This is a genomic window from Haloarcula rubra, from assembly GCF_019599465.1.
Lineage (GTDB): Archaea > Halobacteriota > Halobacteria > Halobacteriales > Haloarculaceae > Haloarcula > Haloarcula rubra.
The window spans coordinates 26,070-40,892 of sequence record NZ_RKLR01000010.1 but is presented as its reverse complement, the minus strand read 5'-3'; the positions used below and the strand labels follow the sequence as shown (position 1 = coordinate 40,892).

Annotated in this window: 12 protein-coding genes and 1 pseudogene; 5 read left to right on the top strand and 8 right to left on the bottom strand. The window is 61.7% G+C overall.

All coding sequences use genetic code 11. From position 1 onward, the window contains the following. Positions 1-8: 8 nt before the first annotated feature. Complete coding sequence (gene ppsA, locus EGH21_RS18890; protein WP_220619965.1) at positions 9-2,297, bottom strand: phosphoenolpyruvate synthase; 2,289 nt, start codon at positions 2,295-2,297, stop codon at positions 9-11. Positions 2,298-3,297: 1,000 nt separating this feature from the next. On the opposite strand from ppsA, the gene EGH21_RS18885 reads away from it, so the two are divergent. The 3 genes from EGH21_RS18885 (at position 3,298) to EGH21_RS18875 (ending at position 5,866) form a co-directional block, all read left to right on the top strand. After that, a complete protein-coding gene (locus tag EGH21_RS18885) occupies positions 3,298-4,104 on the top strand; it encodes a sugar phosphate isomerase/epimerase family protein (protein ID WP_220619964.1) in 807 nt (268 codons plus the stop codon). A gap of 88 nt (positions 4,105-4,192) precedes the next feature. Continuing rightward, positions 4,193-4,996, top strand: a complete 804-nt coding sequence (locus EGH21_RS18880; RefSeq protein WP_220619963.1) for an aldo/keto reductase — start codon at positions 4,193-4,195, stop codon at positions 4,994-4,996. Between the two features lie 54 nt (positions 4,997-5,050). Then, positions 5,051-5,866, top strand: a complete 816-nt coding sequence (locus EGH21_RS18875) for a sugar phosphate isomerase/epimerase family protein (RefSeq protein WP_220619962.1) — start codon at positions 5,051-5,053, stop codon at positions 5,864-5,866. 40 nt (positions 5,867-5,906) lie between these two features. Here the strand turns inward: EGH21_RS18875 and EGH21_RS18870 are convergent, their stop codons facing one another. Then, positions 5,907-6,836 (bottom strand): EamA family transporter, encoded by a 930-nt coding sequence (locus tag EGH21_RS18870; RefSeq protein WP_220619961.1) that lies wholly within the window; start codon positions 6,834-6,836, stop codon positions 5,907-5,909. 251 nt (positions 6,837-7,087) lie between these two features. Between EGH21_RS18870 and EGH21_RS18865 the strand changes: the two genes are divergently transcribed. Together EGH21_RS18865 and EGH21_RS18860 are read left to right on the top strand one after the other, a co-directional pair. Continuing rightward, a complete protein-coding gene (locus EGH21_RS18865; RefSeq protein ID WP_220619960.1) occupies positions 7,088-8,170 on the top strand; it encodes a Gfo/Idh/MocA family protein in 1,083 nt (360 codons plus the stop codon). Between the two features lie 98 nt (positions 8,171-8,268). After that, positions 8,269-9,336, top strand: coding sequence for a glucose 1-dehydrogenase (locus tag EGH21_RS18860; RefSeq protein ID WP_220619959.1), 1,068 nt, complete (start codon positions 8,269-8,271; stop codon positions 9,334-9,336). A 48-nt stretch (positions 9,337-9,384) separates the two neighbouring features. Here the strand turns inward: EGH21_RS18860 and EGH21_RS18855 are convergent, their stop codons facing one another. From EGH21_RS18855 to EGH21_RS24475, 6 genes and pseudogenes are all read right to left on the bottom strand, one after another. Then, positions 9,385-10,524: an ABC transporter ATP-binding protein gene (locus tag EGH21_RS18855; protein WP_220619958.1), complete on the bottom strand. Its 1,140-nt coding sequence runs from the start codon at positions 10,522-10,524 to the stop codon at positions 9,385-9,387. An 85-nt stretch (positions 10,525-10,609) separates the two neighbouring features. Then, complete coding sequence (locus EGH21_RS18850) at positions 10,610-11,527, bottom strand: carbohydrate ABC transporter permease (RefSeq protein WP_220619957.1); 918 nt, start codon at positions 11,525-11,527, stop codon at positions 10,610-10,612. Continuing rightward, a complete protein-coding gene (locus EGH21_RS18845; RefSeq protein WP_220619956.1) occupies positions 11,524-12,468 on the bottom strand; it encodes a carbohydrate ABC transporter permease in 945 nt (314 codons plus the stop codon). The genes EGH21_RS18850 and EGH21_RS18845 overlap by 4 nt, the downstream gene beginning before the upstream one ends. A gap of 93 nt (positions 12,469-12,561) precedes the next feature. Then, entirely contained in the window at positions 12,562-13,878 is a 1,317-nt protein-coding gene (locus tag EGH21_RS18840) for an extracellular solute-binding protein (protein ID WP_220619955.1), read from the bottom strand. A gap of 618 nt (positions 13,879-14,496) precedes the next feature. Beyond that, positions 14,497-14,592, bottom strand: coding sequence for a hypothetical protein (locus EGH21_RS24610; RefSeq protein ID WP_328765721.1), 96 nt, complete (start codon positions 14,590-14,592; stop codon positions 14,497-14,499). A gap of 94 nt (positions 14,593-14,686) precedes the next feature. Beyond that, positions 14,687-14,800, bottom strand: a pseudogene (locus EGH21_RS24475) (hypothetical protein); the annotation flags it as partial. Positions 14,801-14,823: the final 23 nt, after the last annotated feature.

Below are 14,823 nucleotides of genomic sequence, written 5' to 3'. Positions count from 1 at the left end.
GAACCGCCTCAGTCTCGAACCGATTCGAGAATGAGCCGTTGTTCGACGCGTTTAGCTTCCTTCTGGGCGTTTTGGACGGCGTCGACGTTGACGCTGATGGATGTGATACCCGTATCGACCAGTTCCTGAATCATGCGAGGCTTCGACGCCGCCTGGCCACAGATACTCGTCGCGACATCGTACTCGCGGCACGTCTCGATGACGTCGTGGAGCAACCGCATCACGGCCGGATGGAGTTCGTCGTAGCGGTCCGCGACCGTACCGTTGTTCCGGTCGACAGCTAGCGTGTACTGCGTGAGGTCGTTCGTGCCGAACGAGACGAAGTCTAGCCCCGTCTCACAGAGGTCCTCGATGCACAGCGCACTCGCGGGCGTCTCGACCATCACGCCCCAATCGCGTTTCGCCGGGTCGATGCCGGCCTCTCGCATCAACGACTTCGCTCGGTGGACGTCTTCGGCGTCGTTGACCAACGGGAGCATCAGTTCGAGGCTATCGTAGCCCATCTCGTACAGTTTCCGGAAAGCTCGCAACTGAAGTTTGAACGTTTCAGGGTCGTCCAGAGACCGACGGATGCCGCGATACCCCAGCATTGGATTGTGCTCGCTCGGTTCGTCCTCGCCGCCTTCCAGTTGCCGGAACTCGTCGGAGGGTGCGTCGAGCGTCCGCACGCGGACCGGCCGGGGGTAAAACGCCTCTGCGACGGTTCGCATGGAGTCCGTGAGCGTGTTCACGAACGCCTCCTCGCCGTGGTCAGCGACGTACTGCTGAGGCGTCTTGTTCGTCGAGAGGACCATGTGTTCCATGCGGAGCAAGCCGACACCGTCTGCGCCCGTCGCGGCCGCGCGCTCGGCGGCCTCCGGAATCGAGACGTTTACTTTGATATCCGTCGCCGTCATCGGTTTGTTACCTCCGCCCGATTGGTCAGTGACGGCGCTCGATTGGGCCTCGGATCCGTCGTCTGTCGATGGCTCTCGGTGGCCGTCGACGACCACGCCACGGTCGCCGTCGACCGAGACTATCTGGTCGTCGGTGAGTGTCGAGGTTGCCGTCTCCGACCCGATGACGGCCGGGACGCCGAGTTCACGCGAGACGATCGCCGCGTGACTGGTCATCCCACCTTCGTCGGTGACGAGTGCGCCGGCGCGTTTCATCGCTGGGACCATGTCGGGCGTCGTCATCTCCGTGACGATGATGTCGCCTTGATTGACCTTGTCGAGTTGGTCGAGCGTTCCGACGATGCGGGCTGTTCCGGTCACTGTCCCGGGACTCGCGCCGAGTCCGTCGACGAGAACGTCGCTGTCGTCCGATGCGTCGTCGACAGTATTACCGTGGCCGTTGCGGGACTCGTCGACGTTGTCGTCGATGGTGGTTATCGGGCGGGACTGGAGAAGATAGACGTTCCCCTCAGTGATAGCCCACTCCACGTCCTGTGGTTGCTCGTAGTGGTCTTCGATCAGTTCCCCGAGCGAGTGTAGCTCTGCCAGTTCTCCCTCGTCGAGTACGCGTTCGTCCTGCCGGTCGTCGGCGACCGTTCGCTCCACAGTCTCGCCTGTCTCGTCGTCCCGAACGTGCTTGGTCTTCTTCGTTGCGACGGTGACCGTCTCGACGGACTCAGCCTTTCGGTCGTAGGTGTAGTTGTCGGGTGAGACGGCACCGGAGACGACGGCTTCGCCGAGACCCCAAGCGGCTTCGACGGTAATCTCAGGGTCACCCGTGGAGGGGTGGCGAGTGAACATGACGCCGGACTTCTCGGCGTCGACCATCCGCTGGACGACGACGGCTATGTCAACGTCCTCGTGGGCGAACCCCTGCTCGTTGCGGTAGTAAATCGCACGCTGAGTGAACAGCGACGCCCAGCACCGCTTGATCCGATCCAGCAGGTCTTCCCGGTCGACGTTGAGGAACGTCTCCTGTTGCCCGGCGAAAGAGGCGTCGGGTAAGTCCTCTGCTGTCGCCGACGAACGGACGGCGACGAACGGGTCTCCGTCGAAGTCGTCGTACGCGGCCAGAATAGAGGACTCGACCCGCTCGGGGATGTTAGTGTCCACGATGAGTTCGCGGGCTCGCTGTTCGGCTTCGGCGAGGGCTGCCGAATCCTCGCTGTCGACGTCGACGGCCTCGAACAGATCTTCGGCGATTCCGGCCTCTTCGATGAACGTCCGGTACGTGTCGGCGGTGACGACGAACGCGGGGGGAACTGGGAGGCCCGCATCACGCAACTCGCCGAGCGAGGCCCCTTTGCCACCGGCGCTATCGACGTCGCTGGTACTAACCGCACTTAACCAAGCTACTGGCATTTACCACCGATACCGACTATCGATATATAAAAGCTGGTGGTGGGCCACGGTCACACGACCGATGCGCGTGTCGACAGGACGAGGTTCAGCCTACATGTCCGGCCAAGTCTTAATATCACGTATAACCCTTATCACATTCTTCATCCACCGACATGTAATCCCGTATCGAGGACTTTCGCTGGGCCCTGCCGAAGGTATCGACGGAAATTTCCTCGGCGTCGTGAGCGCCGGCATTTTCTCCGCCGTAGATACTGGTCCTCTCGTTTCCACGGTTCCACGATCTCGGTTAACCATATCCGACTGCGCTGATGGTGGCCATCTTTAGCAATTTCGAAGACCTGCAACGCACTCTCCACGGTGGGCGGTGGTGGCTGGCCCCGATCTGGTCGACGACCACCGTGGTGAGTGTCCAGTGTGTCGGTGGTGCCAGAGGTATCGCCGGTTCGCGTGGACCGAACGGTAGTTCGGCTATCGTCGCCGACTGCTTGGCTAACGACGCATATGCAAAGAGAACCCAGCCACAAAGCCTACTCCACGGGAGTGGCTGTGGATTGCGAAACCCTGTTCTTTGCGTGGGGTGTCATGGCCGATAGTCGGAGTTCTCGGGATCTCTCCGTACGAAGGTTGAGCGTCCTAAGTCGCTCGGTACCCCTCGACAGCAACCCGTCGGAACAGCAGTCCTATCTGACTGTCAAGTGAAAACATACCATGAACACGTTTGTACGAGACGAACGAAACTCTCGAGATACGATTCACCTTTCGATGGCAGCTAGGTCCAACGACGTTCCGGATGCAAGTGTTTCTATGCAGTAGATGACCGCACTGGTGGTCCGACTTCGCCATAGATTGACCAACCCATCTGTATAACACGGGTACGGATGTTATCCAATATGATGGACAGCGTTCGCAACTCACGAACGATTACTTTTGATTCCACTTGGAGGTGCCGTCGTCGTTCCAGCGGTAGAATTATGACTGTCGCATGAATTGTCCTCTATGTATGAATGTCGGATACACCACTATCATGTACGACTCCGAATCAGTGGCAACAACGGGCATCAGCGATTTTGCGGCCTGCCGATACGACGGCGTCGAAATCGGGTTAGAGAAAGTGGAGGCGCTGGGGGCCGATACGCTCGGATCCCTCCTCGACGAGTACGACATAGACCTGTTTTGCGTGATGGCGGGATGGCTGAACACCGAGGAAGACCGGCAGCGCGCCGTCGACGGCGCGGCACTCGCCGGCGACCTCGGGTCGACGTTCCTCGGCATCCTGCCGCCGCCCCGAGGGGTTGTCGACGACGAGACGTTCGCCGAGTGGCTGGAGGACATCTGCGAAGCAGCGGCCGAAGCTGGCGTCACTCCCGTCGTCCACCACCACTTCGGGGCGCACGTCGAACAACCCGAGGAGATACGCTACTGGTTAGACGAAGGGCCTGACAATCTGGAGCTCCTATTCGATACGGCACACTACTACCCATACGGCGAGTCGGTCGGCGAGGGCATCGAGCGGTTCGCCGACGACATCGCGTACGTCCATCTGAAGGATATCGACCCGCCAGCCGAATTCGAGTATCACATCCAGAATCTCACCGAGGGGAAGAAGGACTACGACAGCATCATCAACTGCGTCTGGGCGTTCACCGACCTCGGTCGCGGCGTCATCGACTTCGGCGAGGCCGTGGCGACCCTCGACGACGTCGACTACGACGGGTACCTGACCATCGAGATAGAGAACGAGCGTAACCACCCGCTGGTCCACGCCAAAGAGAACATGGACCACCTTCGGTCGGTCACGGACCGCTGACGGTCTCCTAGCCACCTCTGCGTCTAATCCCGACCGGGTGACTGCCTTCTCCGTCACAGATTTAATCCCTGCCTGTGAACTGTCGGACGTGTTCGACCAGCAAACGCAGCTAGGCCTCGGAACGTACTCACTCACGGATGAATCAGGAACTGAGACCATCGCGGCGGCACTCGACGTCGGCTACCGCCATCTCGACACGGCGCGACTCTACGAGAACGAGCGAGAGGTCGGCGAGGCCATCGCAGATAGCGGCGTCGACAGGGACGACCTCTTCGTGGCCACGAAAGTCGCGCACTTCGAGGAACCCGAGAAGAGCGAGTCCTACGTCCACCGAGCCGTCCAGGAGAGTTTCGAGCGGTTAGGACTCGACCGCGTAGACCTGCTGTATCACCACTGGCCTCGGAGCCAGGACGACATCGAGACCGTCCTGCCGATTCTCGAAGAGTACGTCGAAGACGGCGTCGTCGACCACCTCGGCGTGAGCAACTACACGATAGCTGACATGGAACTCGCGTGGGACCTCGTTGACGTTCACATCGATGCCCTACAGGTGGAGATGCACCCACTGCTCCAGCAGGACGAACTCCGAGCGTTCCTCGCCAACACCGACACGCAGTTGGTCGCATACTCGCCGCTGGCACAGGGTGCAGTCTTCGACGTGGACGCCATCTCGGTGGTCGCCGAGAAGCACGGCGTCTCCGAGGCAGTCGTGAGCCTCGCGTGGCTACTCTCGAAGGACGGTGTGGCCGCTATCCCCCGGACGAGTTCGGTCGATCACCTTCGGGACAACTTCGAGGCGCTCTCTGTGGACCTTGACGACGAGGACATCGACAGTATCGACGCCATCGAGCGGACCCACCGCTGTGAGGACCCGGACTGGATGCGTTGGTAGGTTGTCCTCGGGGCCACCCGAACCTATTTGTCGCCACACGCACCCAACTGGTGTATGGGCGTAGGATACACGACCATGATGTACGATGCGGCGGATATCGACCGTGGACTCCGTGACATCGCGGCCTGCCGGTACGACGGCGCCGAGATAGGACTCGAGAAGATTCGGAAGACTGGTCCCGACACCGTCGAACGGCTACTCGCGGAGAACGACCTCGACCTCTACTGTGTTATGAGCGAGTGGCTCGAAGACGAGGCGGCCGTTGGCCGGGTCGCCGACGACCTGCCGATGCTCGCCGACCTCGGCGCCGAGTTCGTCGGCTTCCTGCCGCCCCAACGAGGGCGACAGGACGACGAGACGGTCCAGCAGTGGTTCACCCGACTCGCCGGGGCGGCGACTGACGCGGACGTGACGCCGCTGGTCCACCACCACGGTGCGACCCACGTCGAGAGCGCGGCCGAGACACGCCGATTGCTCGACGCCGTCGACGATCTCGAACTACTCTGGGACACTGCGCATTACTACCCCTACGGAGAGCACTTCCCCGACGGTGACGTGACCGACGGCGTCGAGCGGTTCGCCGACGACATCGCCTACGTTCACCTCAAGGACGTGGCGCCGCCGACCGGGTTCGCCGATGTCCGGGACAGCCTCACTGAGGGGGACTTCCACCTCGATAACGTCATCAACTACTTCCGCTCGTTCACCGATTTGGGCGAGGGGGTCCTCGACTTCGCTGGTGTTTACGAGGCGTTAGAGTCGGCCGGCTACGACGGTCACTACACCATCGAAATCGAGAACCAGACGGAGAAGCCGCTGGTCCACGCGATGGAGAACTACGACTACTGGCAAGGTATCATCGCCGAGTGAGACGTCGCTTCGGTCGCCGCCGAGGACACTACACAGAGTCTCAGGCCAACTGCATCAGCGTCGCACCGGCGACGATGGCAGTTATGCCGACCAGCACGCGCGGCGACTTCGGCACTCGTCGCACCATGGCGTACGAGAGCGCGACGACGACCAGCGGATAGACGTTCGAGAGCGGGACGACGGTGACGACGGTACCGAGTTGTAACGCCGAGAACCAGGCCAGCCAGTTGCCCGCGACGAAGACGCCGGCGAGGGTGAACGCGGCGAGTGCCAGTCGATCTCGGATTCCGGCCTGACGCCGAGACGTGCGAGAGACGCCAAACAGGAGTCCGAACGCGACGAGCGCCGACGTCTGTCCGAGAGCGGTGCCGACCAGCGTGTCGCCGTAGCCGTTCAGACCTACCTTCACGAGAACAAACGAACAGCCGAGCAGTAGCATCGCTGCGACTGGGCGAACCAGATCCGTGAGACCGACCCGCGCGAGTTCTTCTACGAGGAGGTCGTCGTGCGACTCGCCGGCGGTTGACGACACCTGCAACACTACGCTGCCGCCGACGATACACAGGAGACCGACACCTGAGAGCACGGTAAGCGGCTCGCTGAACAGCGGCACAGCCAGTATTGCGGCGACGGCGGGGTTGGCACTGACGATGGCTGCCGAGATACGGGCACCGATGTGGTCGATGCTCTGGAAGTACAGCAGCCGGAACACCGCCGGATTCGCGAGGCCCGCCACGACGAACGGTGCGGCCGACTCGACCGTCAGCGAAGCGAAGGAGACACCACGGACGAGTAGCAGGGTCCAGAAGACGACGACACTGACGAGGATGCTGAGGAACGCGGCCGCAAGTGCAGGCGACCTTCCGTCCTCGTACTCCCCGTTCGACAGCCCGTACTCGACGCTGACGGCCTGCAGACCCGCGAAGACCGAGGCGAGTAGTGCGAGCGCCGAGCTGAGTCCGACGATCATCGACGCCTCTGTCTGGTCTGGCAGCCCGGTTCGTCGCGGATATCGTTCGGCCCCTCGATACGTGGGTCATCGTGTCGGTATCGGGTTCCACTCATGATTGTCTCTCTGTCGGACTCGGTGTCGGTCTATCGACTGGAACGTCTCTGTGGCTCCGCTTCAATCTTTCTCCACGAGTGGCGCCGGGTGACTCGACCGCCGGACGAGGTGCGGCCACCAGAAGCTATAAACAGCACGACAGAGAATCTGAGATGATGCGATTCGGAATCATTGGTTGCGGCCTCGTCGCACAGGTCATGCACATCCCCTACCTCGCCGAGTTGTCGGACGCGGAGTTGCACGCCTTCGTCGACCCTGCGGAGGACAGAGCGGCGACGCTCGCGGAACGATACAACGTCCCGAACGTTTACCGGGCACACGAGGAACTCCTCGCCGACGTCGGTGACGAACTCGACGCCGTAGTGGTCCTCACACCATCGCACACGCACGCGGACGTCACGGTAGACACGCTCGATGCGGATATCCACACGCTGGTCGAGAAACCGTTAGCAGCGACGCCCGAGGACGCAGACCGGATGGTCGAAGCGGCCGAAGCGAGCGACGCGACGGCGATGGTCGCCTACATGAAACGATACGATCCGTCCTACGAGCGAGCCCAAACGGTCGTCGACGAGTTGGACGAAATCGACCTCGTCACCGCTTACGACGTCGACCCCGACCACTTCCGAATCGTCGAGGAGGTGTACGACTTGGTCCCCGGGTCGCCGCCCGAATCGGTCATCGAAGAGAGTGGCGCCAAACGGCAGACAGACATCGAGCAAGCCATCGGTACGGACGACGAGACGCTCGTCGACGCCTACGACTTCCAACTCGAACACGTCTGTCACGACGTGAACGCGCTCAGAGGCCTGTTCGGCGACGTCGAGTCTATCGACCACGTGAACGTCTTCGCCGACGGCCGTTACGCGACGGCACACCTAACTTACGAGGACGGCGTCGAGTGCATTCTGGAGACCGGCGACTCCGACCGGAAGTGGTTCGAGGAGTTCGTCCGCGTCGATTCGCCGGAGGGGATGGTTACGGTCGACTTCTCGAACCCGTTCATCAAGAACACGCCCACCGAACTCCGCATCAAAGAGGGCACCGAGGAACTGACCGACACCGTGGAGACGCCGTCGTACGAGGAACCGTTCAAGCGGGAACTGGAGTACTTCCTCGACTGCACCGAGGGTGAGGCCCCGGTCCGAACGACGTTCGCGGAGGCGCGAGACGACCTGCAAGTCATCGTCGACCTGTTCCGGACGTACCGCGGGGAGACGCCCCAGACGGACGACTGAGCGAGCGGAGAACGGGCCGAACTCCCTCTCAGAGGCCGCGGAACGACCGACCGAGAGGTAGAGATTTATACGTGTGGGTGCATCGATTTGTTGTATCAATGCAAGCCGTAGCACTCTATCCGGACGGCCCGGAACTGCGTGTCATCGAAGCGGCCGATCCCGTCCCCTCGGACGACGAAGTGCTCGTCCGAACGCGTCGAGTCGGTATCGATGGGTCGGACAGGCGAATCGTCGCCGGCGACATTGGCGGTGACCCTCCGGACGGCGCCGACCACCTCGTAATCGGTCACGAGGCGGTAGGCGTCGTCGAAGACCCGAACGGTAGCGACTTCGAAACGGGCGACGTGGTGGTCCCGATGGTGCGCCGGCCGACAGACGAGACGTCGCGGTTCGCCGAGACGGGCGAACTCGACATGGCACCCCCCGGAACGTTCTCCGAGTGCGGCATCACGGGCGCACACGGCTACATGGCGGAGTACTTCACCGCCGATCCCGAATACCTCGTTCCGGTGCCCGACTCGCTCGCCGACTACGGCATCTTCGTCGAACCAGCGAGCATCGCGGAGAAAGCCCTCGACCAGTCGTTCGCGGCCCGGTCGGGGTTCGACTGGCGCCCGGAAACTGCGTTCGTCCTCGGCAACGGCAACCTCGGGTTGCTGGCCATCGCCCGCCTCTCGACGGGCGAGGAGTTCGACCGGACGTACTGTCTCGGTCGCCGCGACCGACCTGACCCGACCATCGAGTTCGTCGAGTCGGTCGGAGCGACGTACGTCGACTCGCGGGAGACCGAACTACCTGAGTTCCCCGATGTCTACGAACCGGCGGACTTCGTCTTCGAGACGACCGGCTATCCACGGCACGCTATCGACGCAGTAGGTGCGCTCGGCCCCAACGGCATCGTGACCCTCCAGGGGATACCGGGCGATAGCACGTTCGAGGTAGAAGGTGGCGGCTTCCACTCGGACCTCGTCGTCAACAACAAAGGTGTCCTCGGTGTCGTGAACTCGCGCCGACCCCACTTCGAGGCCGCGGTCGAGTGGTTGCAGACAGTGCCCACGGCCGTTCTCGACGACCTCGTCAGCGGCATCTACGCCGTTGAGGAGGTTGAGGACGCGTTGCTCGACGGCGACGAGACGATTAAGACGGTCGTCTCCTTTGAGAAGTGACGGCTTCCGCTGAGCCTAGACGGGACGAGTGGTAATCGAATCGTTCGGTTAAGACTGCGACCCCGCCGACGAGGAAGCGCGCGTCGTCGCGACCATCTCTTCGGGGTCGCCGATTCTGTCTCCGGTCTCGGGGTCGAAGCCGTGGACGAGTTCGTCCTCCAGCGTGAGCCAGACTGTGTCGCCACGCGTCGTGTCGATGGTGCTCGGCGCGACGACGGTCAAGCTCACGTCGCCAGCAGCCACTTCGACTATCTGTTCGTCTCCCTGTGGTTCGGTCACTTCGACTTCGGCCTCCACCGCGTTGGCCGTCTCCTCGGTGTGGATGCTGAAGTACTGCGGGCGGACGCCGAGCGTCATCTCGTCGGTGCCGCTGTATCGCTTCACGACGGCGTCGTCGAGCGTCACGTCGAAGTCTTCCGGCGCGTTCTCGGCTTGAATCTGTCCGTCAGAATGGCTGACCTCGACGAAGTTCATCGACGGCGACCCGATGAACCCGGCGACGAACTGGTTCACCGGCTGGTGGTACACCTCGTCGGGGGTCCCTATCTGTTGGATATGGCCCTTGTCCATAACGACGAGCTTGTCACCGAGTGACATCGCCTCCTCCTGGTCGTGGGTGACGTAAAGCGTCGTGATATCCATCTCCCGCTGGAGCACCTTGATGCGGCTGCGCATGCTGATTTTGAGCTTCGCGTCAAGGTTCGCGAGCGGCTCGTCCATCAGGAACACCGCCGGACGACGGATGATTGCCCGACCCAGCGCGACGCGCTGCTGTTGCCCACCGCTGAGGTTGGCGATGTCCCGGTCGAGCAGTTCCGGAATCTCCAGCGTCTCCGCGACCTGTTCGATGCGGTTCTCACGTTCCTCTTTGCCGACGTCGGCGACCTTCAGCGGGTAGCCGATGTTCTCACGGACGGTCATGTGGGGGTACAACGCGAAGTTCTGGAACACCATCGCGATGTTCCGGTTCTTCGGATGTACGTTGGTCACGTCGTGACCGTCGAGCGTAATCGTCCCCGAGGTGGGTTCCGTGAGTCCGGCCAGACACCGGAGCGTGGTCGTCTTGCCGCACCCGCTCGGACCCAGCAGTATCGTGAACTCGCCGTCGTCGACCTCGAGGTCGATGTCTTCGATTGCTATCGTTTCGCCGTACGCCTTCTTGACTGATTCGTATTCGACAGTTACCATTGCTTGTCACTCTCCGTTGCCGCAGTGACTCGATTCGATGCCGGCGCTCCGGCACGACCGTTCGACTGTGAGCGTCGGTGTGCGCTCATTTGCCGACCGCCCCCATGCTGAACCCTCTGACGAGCTGCTGTCGCGCCATGAACGCGAACAGCAAGACGGGAGCGAGGGCTATCGTCGCCGCGACACTCATGTTGATCCACTGCACCGAGAACTTCGTGACGAACGAGGCAAGTCCCACGGGAACGGTAATCGCCTGCGAACTCTGTGCGAGAATCACGGCGAACAGCAGTTCGTTCCACGTGATTATCGTCGTGAAGATGGCCGACGCGATGAGGCCGGGCTTCACGAGTGGCAGCACGATTTTGAAGAACGCGCCGAGGTGTGTGTGCCCGTCGATCATCGCGGACTCGATGAGACTCTCTGGCACCTCCTCGAAGAACCCCTTCATCATCCACACCGCGAACGGGATGTTGAACATCGTGTAGACGAGGATGAGTCCCCGGAGCGTGTTCACTAACCCGAACCCGCGGAAGATGACGAACAGGGGAATTATCGTGACGATAGGCGGCATGAACCGCGTCGACAGGATGTAAAACGGCAGGTGGAAGTCCAGATTGTAGGGGTAATCGAAGGTCACGAACGCGTAGGCGGCCATCGCGCCGATGGTCGTCGCAACGATCGTCGTGACGACAGTGACGATGACGCTGTTCGTGATGAACGTCACGAACTCGGGCCGTTCTGCGAACAATCGCGCGTAGTTGCCGAACTGCGCGTCTAGCGGTATCCACTGCGGCGGGAACGACAGTAGTGTCTCGCGCGTCTTCAGCGTGGCCGTCACCAGCCAGTAGACTGGGAACAGTGTCCAGACCAGAAAGAGTGCGAGAGCACCGTAGACGCCGGCTTTCGTGAGTCCGGTCTCCGTGAGGCGTTCGTGTATCTTTTCGAGCCCTGACGGCTCCGTGTAGGGCATCGCATCGACCGAGGTGTCTTGTTTCGTCGTCATGATCCGAACTCCACGTTAGCGATATTGACGAAGCTCATGGCCAGTATCAACACCAGCACGAGGAGCGAGACGGCCATCGCAGAGGCTTCGCCGAAGTTGTTGAACCGGAACGCGGTCCGGTACATCTCCATGCTGATCACGTTCGTCGCGTCGGACGGGCCGCCGCGGGTGAGGATGAACACCTTCGCGAACACGCGGAGGGCGTCCACCAGCCGGATGATCAGAATCAACACGATCAGCGACTTGAGGTACGGCAGCGTGATGTGCATGAAGCGCTGTCGTCGAGACGCGCCGTCCATGACCGCCGCCTCGCTGATGTCGTCCGGAACCGACTGTAGTCCAGCGAACAGCACCAGCACCACTAGGGGCGTCCACTGCCAGATGTCGGTGAGGATGACAGAGTACAGCGCGACGCTCGTCTCGCTGATCCAACCGACGTTCGCCCCACCGGTCAGCGGCGCGGCGATGAAGTCCAGCAGACCGTTTGGTGCGTACATAAGCCGCCAGATCAGTCCGATAACCGTCGGCGACAGAATCATCGGAATGAGTATCAACGTCTGCCAGAGACCTCGGACTTTGATCTTCTTGTTCAGCACCAACGCCATAGCGAATCCCAGGATGAACTCGACTCCGACGGCGATGCCGACGAACTTCGCCGTAACGACCAGCGAGTTGAGGAACGCCCCGTCGCTGAGCAGTTGCACGTAGTTCTCGACGCCGACGAACACCGTTCCGGTCGGCAGATACGACTGCGTCGAGAACTGCAGCGCCCGAAGTAACGGGTAAAACGTCAACGAGAACAGGATAAGCACCGCGGGAATCGTCATCAACCACTTCAGATGGTCGTCGACCCACAGTAGCGCCTCCTCGCGGCTAGACGTATCCGTACTGAACTGCGCGACATCCGGGGTGACTGTCTCACTATCCGTGTCAGTTGCCATCGGTATCCTCTCCTGCCCGTGGTGGGGTGCCTACGTCACGGGCACCGGAGAACGTCGGGGTTGGTCGTGAATCGCGTTCCATAGGTGACTGTTTCACTCGTAGTAGTTGGCGTTCGAGAGGATGCCTTCGACTTGGCTTTTCGCCTCTTGGGTCATCTCGCTCGGCGACAGGTCGCCGGCGAGCGCGGCGTTGAGAAGTTCGCCGTGTCCGATACCGAACTCGGAGTACAGCGGCGTACGCGGCCGGTACTGTGCGGTCTGGAGGCTCTCGTACAGTGCCGGGAACCACGGCTGGGCGTCCATGTTCTCCTCGAAGGTGTCGTGGCGGAACGGCACGCCGCCGAGTTCGACGTACTTGCTCTGTGCTTCCTTCGAGATGGCCGACCTGATGACCTCGCCGGCAGCCCTCTTCTTCGAGTCGTCGATGTAGCTGTTGATACCCATGATCCAGTTCCCCTGGGTCGGCGCCTGTCGCTCCGCGCCGGTGTGGCCTTTCGGGATGGGGGTGAACGAAATGCTGTCGGCCTGGTCGGACTCTTCGGAATCGAGCAGGAGTGACGCGGCCGACGGCCATGCAGGAGCCTGCGCAGCGGACCCGCTCGCTAACCCGTTGAGCACCGCGTCACTGTCGAAGGAGGTGACGCCGTCCGGACTGATGGATTTGAGGTCTTCAGTGTAGAACCGAACGGCCTCCGTCCCGTTCTCACCGGCCCAGTTGTATCGCCAGTCGTCGTCGAACATCGTCCCGCCGATGGCGTTACCGAGGGCGAAGAAGTTCGCCATCACCGGGTTCCCCCGCTTCCCGCGGATGATGTACCCGTTCGTGCCGTCTATCTGCTGGGATATCTTCTGGCCGGTCTCGTAGACATCGCCCCACGTTTCGGGGGCGTCTGCGCCGACCTGATCGTAGAACCCGCTGTTGTAGGCGAACAACTGCGTGTTGCCGACGATGACCTGTCCCCGGATCTGCTCGTCCATCCCTTCCGCCGACGGGATGTTCGGCGCGCCCGGCGTAGGCCACGTCGCGATGTCGACGGTGGTCTCGATGAGTTGGTCCATCGGCAGGTCCTCCGGGAGCCACTGCTGAATCGGGTCGACGTGCCCGGCGAACTGCGGGAACCATGGGTCGTCCATGAACGCGATGTCGTACGCGTCGCCCTGCGTCGAGAGGACGCTGTTCGTCTTCTCGAAGAGGTTCGCGTACGGGAACAGTTCGACGTTGACCGTGATGCCTGTGTCGTCGGAGACGTACTCGTCGACGAGTCGCTTGAACAGACGACCGGACCCCTCGACTGCCGCGACAGACAGTTCCTGTGCGGTCTGATTCGACCCGGATCCAGTAGACCCGCCGTCGGAGCCACCGCCGCCGCCGTCACCGCCCCCGCAACCGGCGAGGCCGGATAGGGCCACGACGCCCGCTGTCGCACCGATGAACTTCCGTCGTGACGTGGCTGATCGCTCAGCTCTGTCGTTCGTGTCGCTACCACTATCCGTTCTCGCATTGCTAGCTCGAGTCACATCTCCACTCTATCTTTCCTACGTAATAAATCATGCTGTTGAGTTCAACTGTTTATTCCGAAACTAATGTTTCGAGGCCCATTTCGGCGGTGGAGATCGGTCCGGGGGCGGGTCATGGTGCTGGTCGGCAGTCACTTCACCTTGGCTGGCCGGGCGAGCAGCAGCGTCGTGAACGCGACCGACGGCATAGGAAATTACTTTCGGGTAGCTCGACGACGTGGCTCCAGCGGTATGACCGAAATACACAGACCCAGAACTATCGGGGTCACTGCGGGGAGCGCGTTCGACCTCCGGACAGAACAGGACGTGTTCGAGGGCCTCGACGTGGACCGGTCCCGGACGGGCTGTCACGGCCTCCTGAAACGCGCGTCTGAGTGTGCGCGGCAGTTGCTCGACGTCGTGGACCTGGAACGTCTGCTTGGTCACCGGTTCCATCACATTCGGGAAGTCGGCCGGGCGCTTGCGCTCTATCTCCTAGAGGATGCCCTGTCCGTACTCGTGGGTCTGTGGTTAGTCCGTGACGATGCCCATCGGGACGGAGTCGACGAACGCCGTCGCCGCGCCTGTGACGGTGTTGGTCGCACCCGGCCCGATGGAGGTGTACACCACGATGGGGTCCCCGTTCGCGTGGGCGTGACCCGTCCGCGATGTGGGTCGCTCCCTGTTCGTGCCACGGTTGAAAGACCTTGACGTCGGAGTCGTTGAACGCGTCTATCATCAGTGTACTCCCGTGGCCGGGAATCCCAACGAGATACTCGACGCACTCTTTCTCCAGATACTGTCCGATGATTTCACTACCGTTCAGCCGTGGCATACGCTCACGTTCAGAAAGAACCG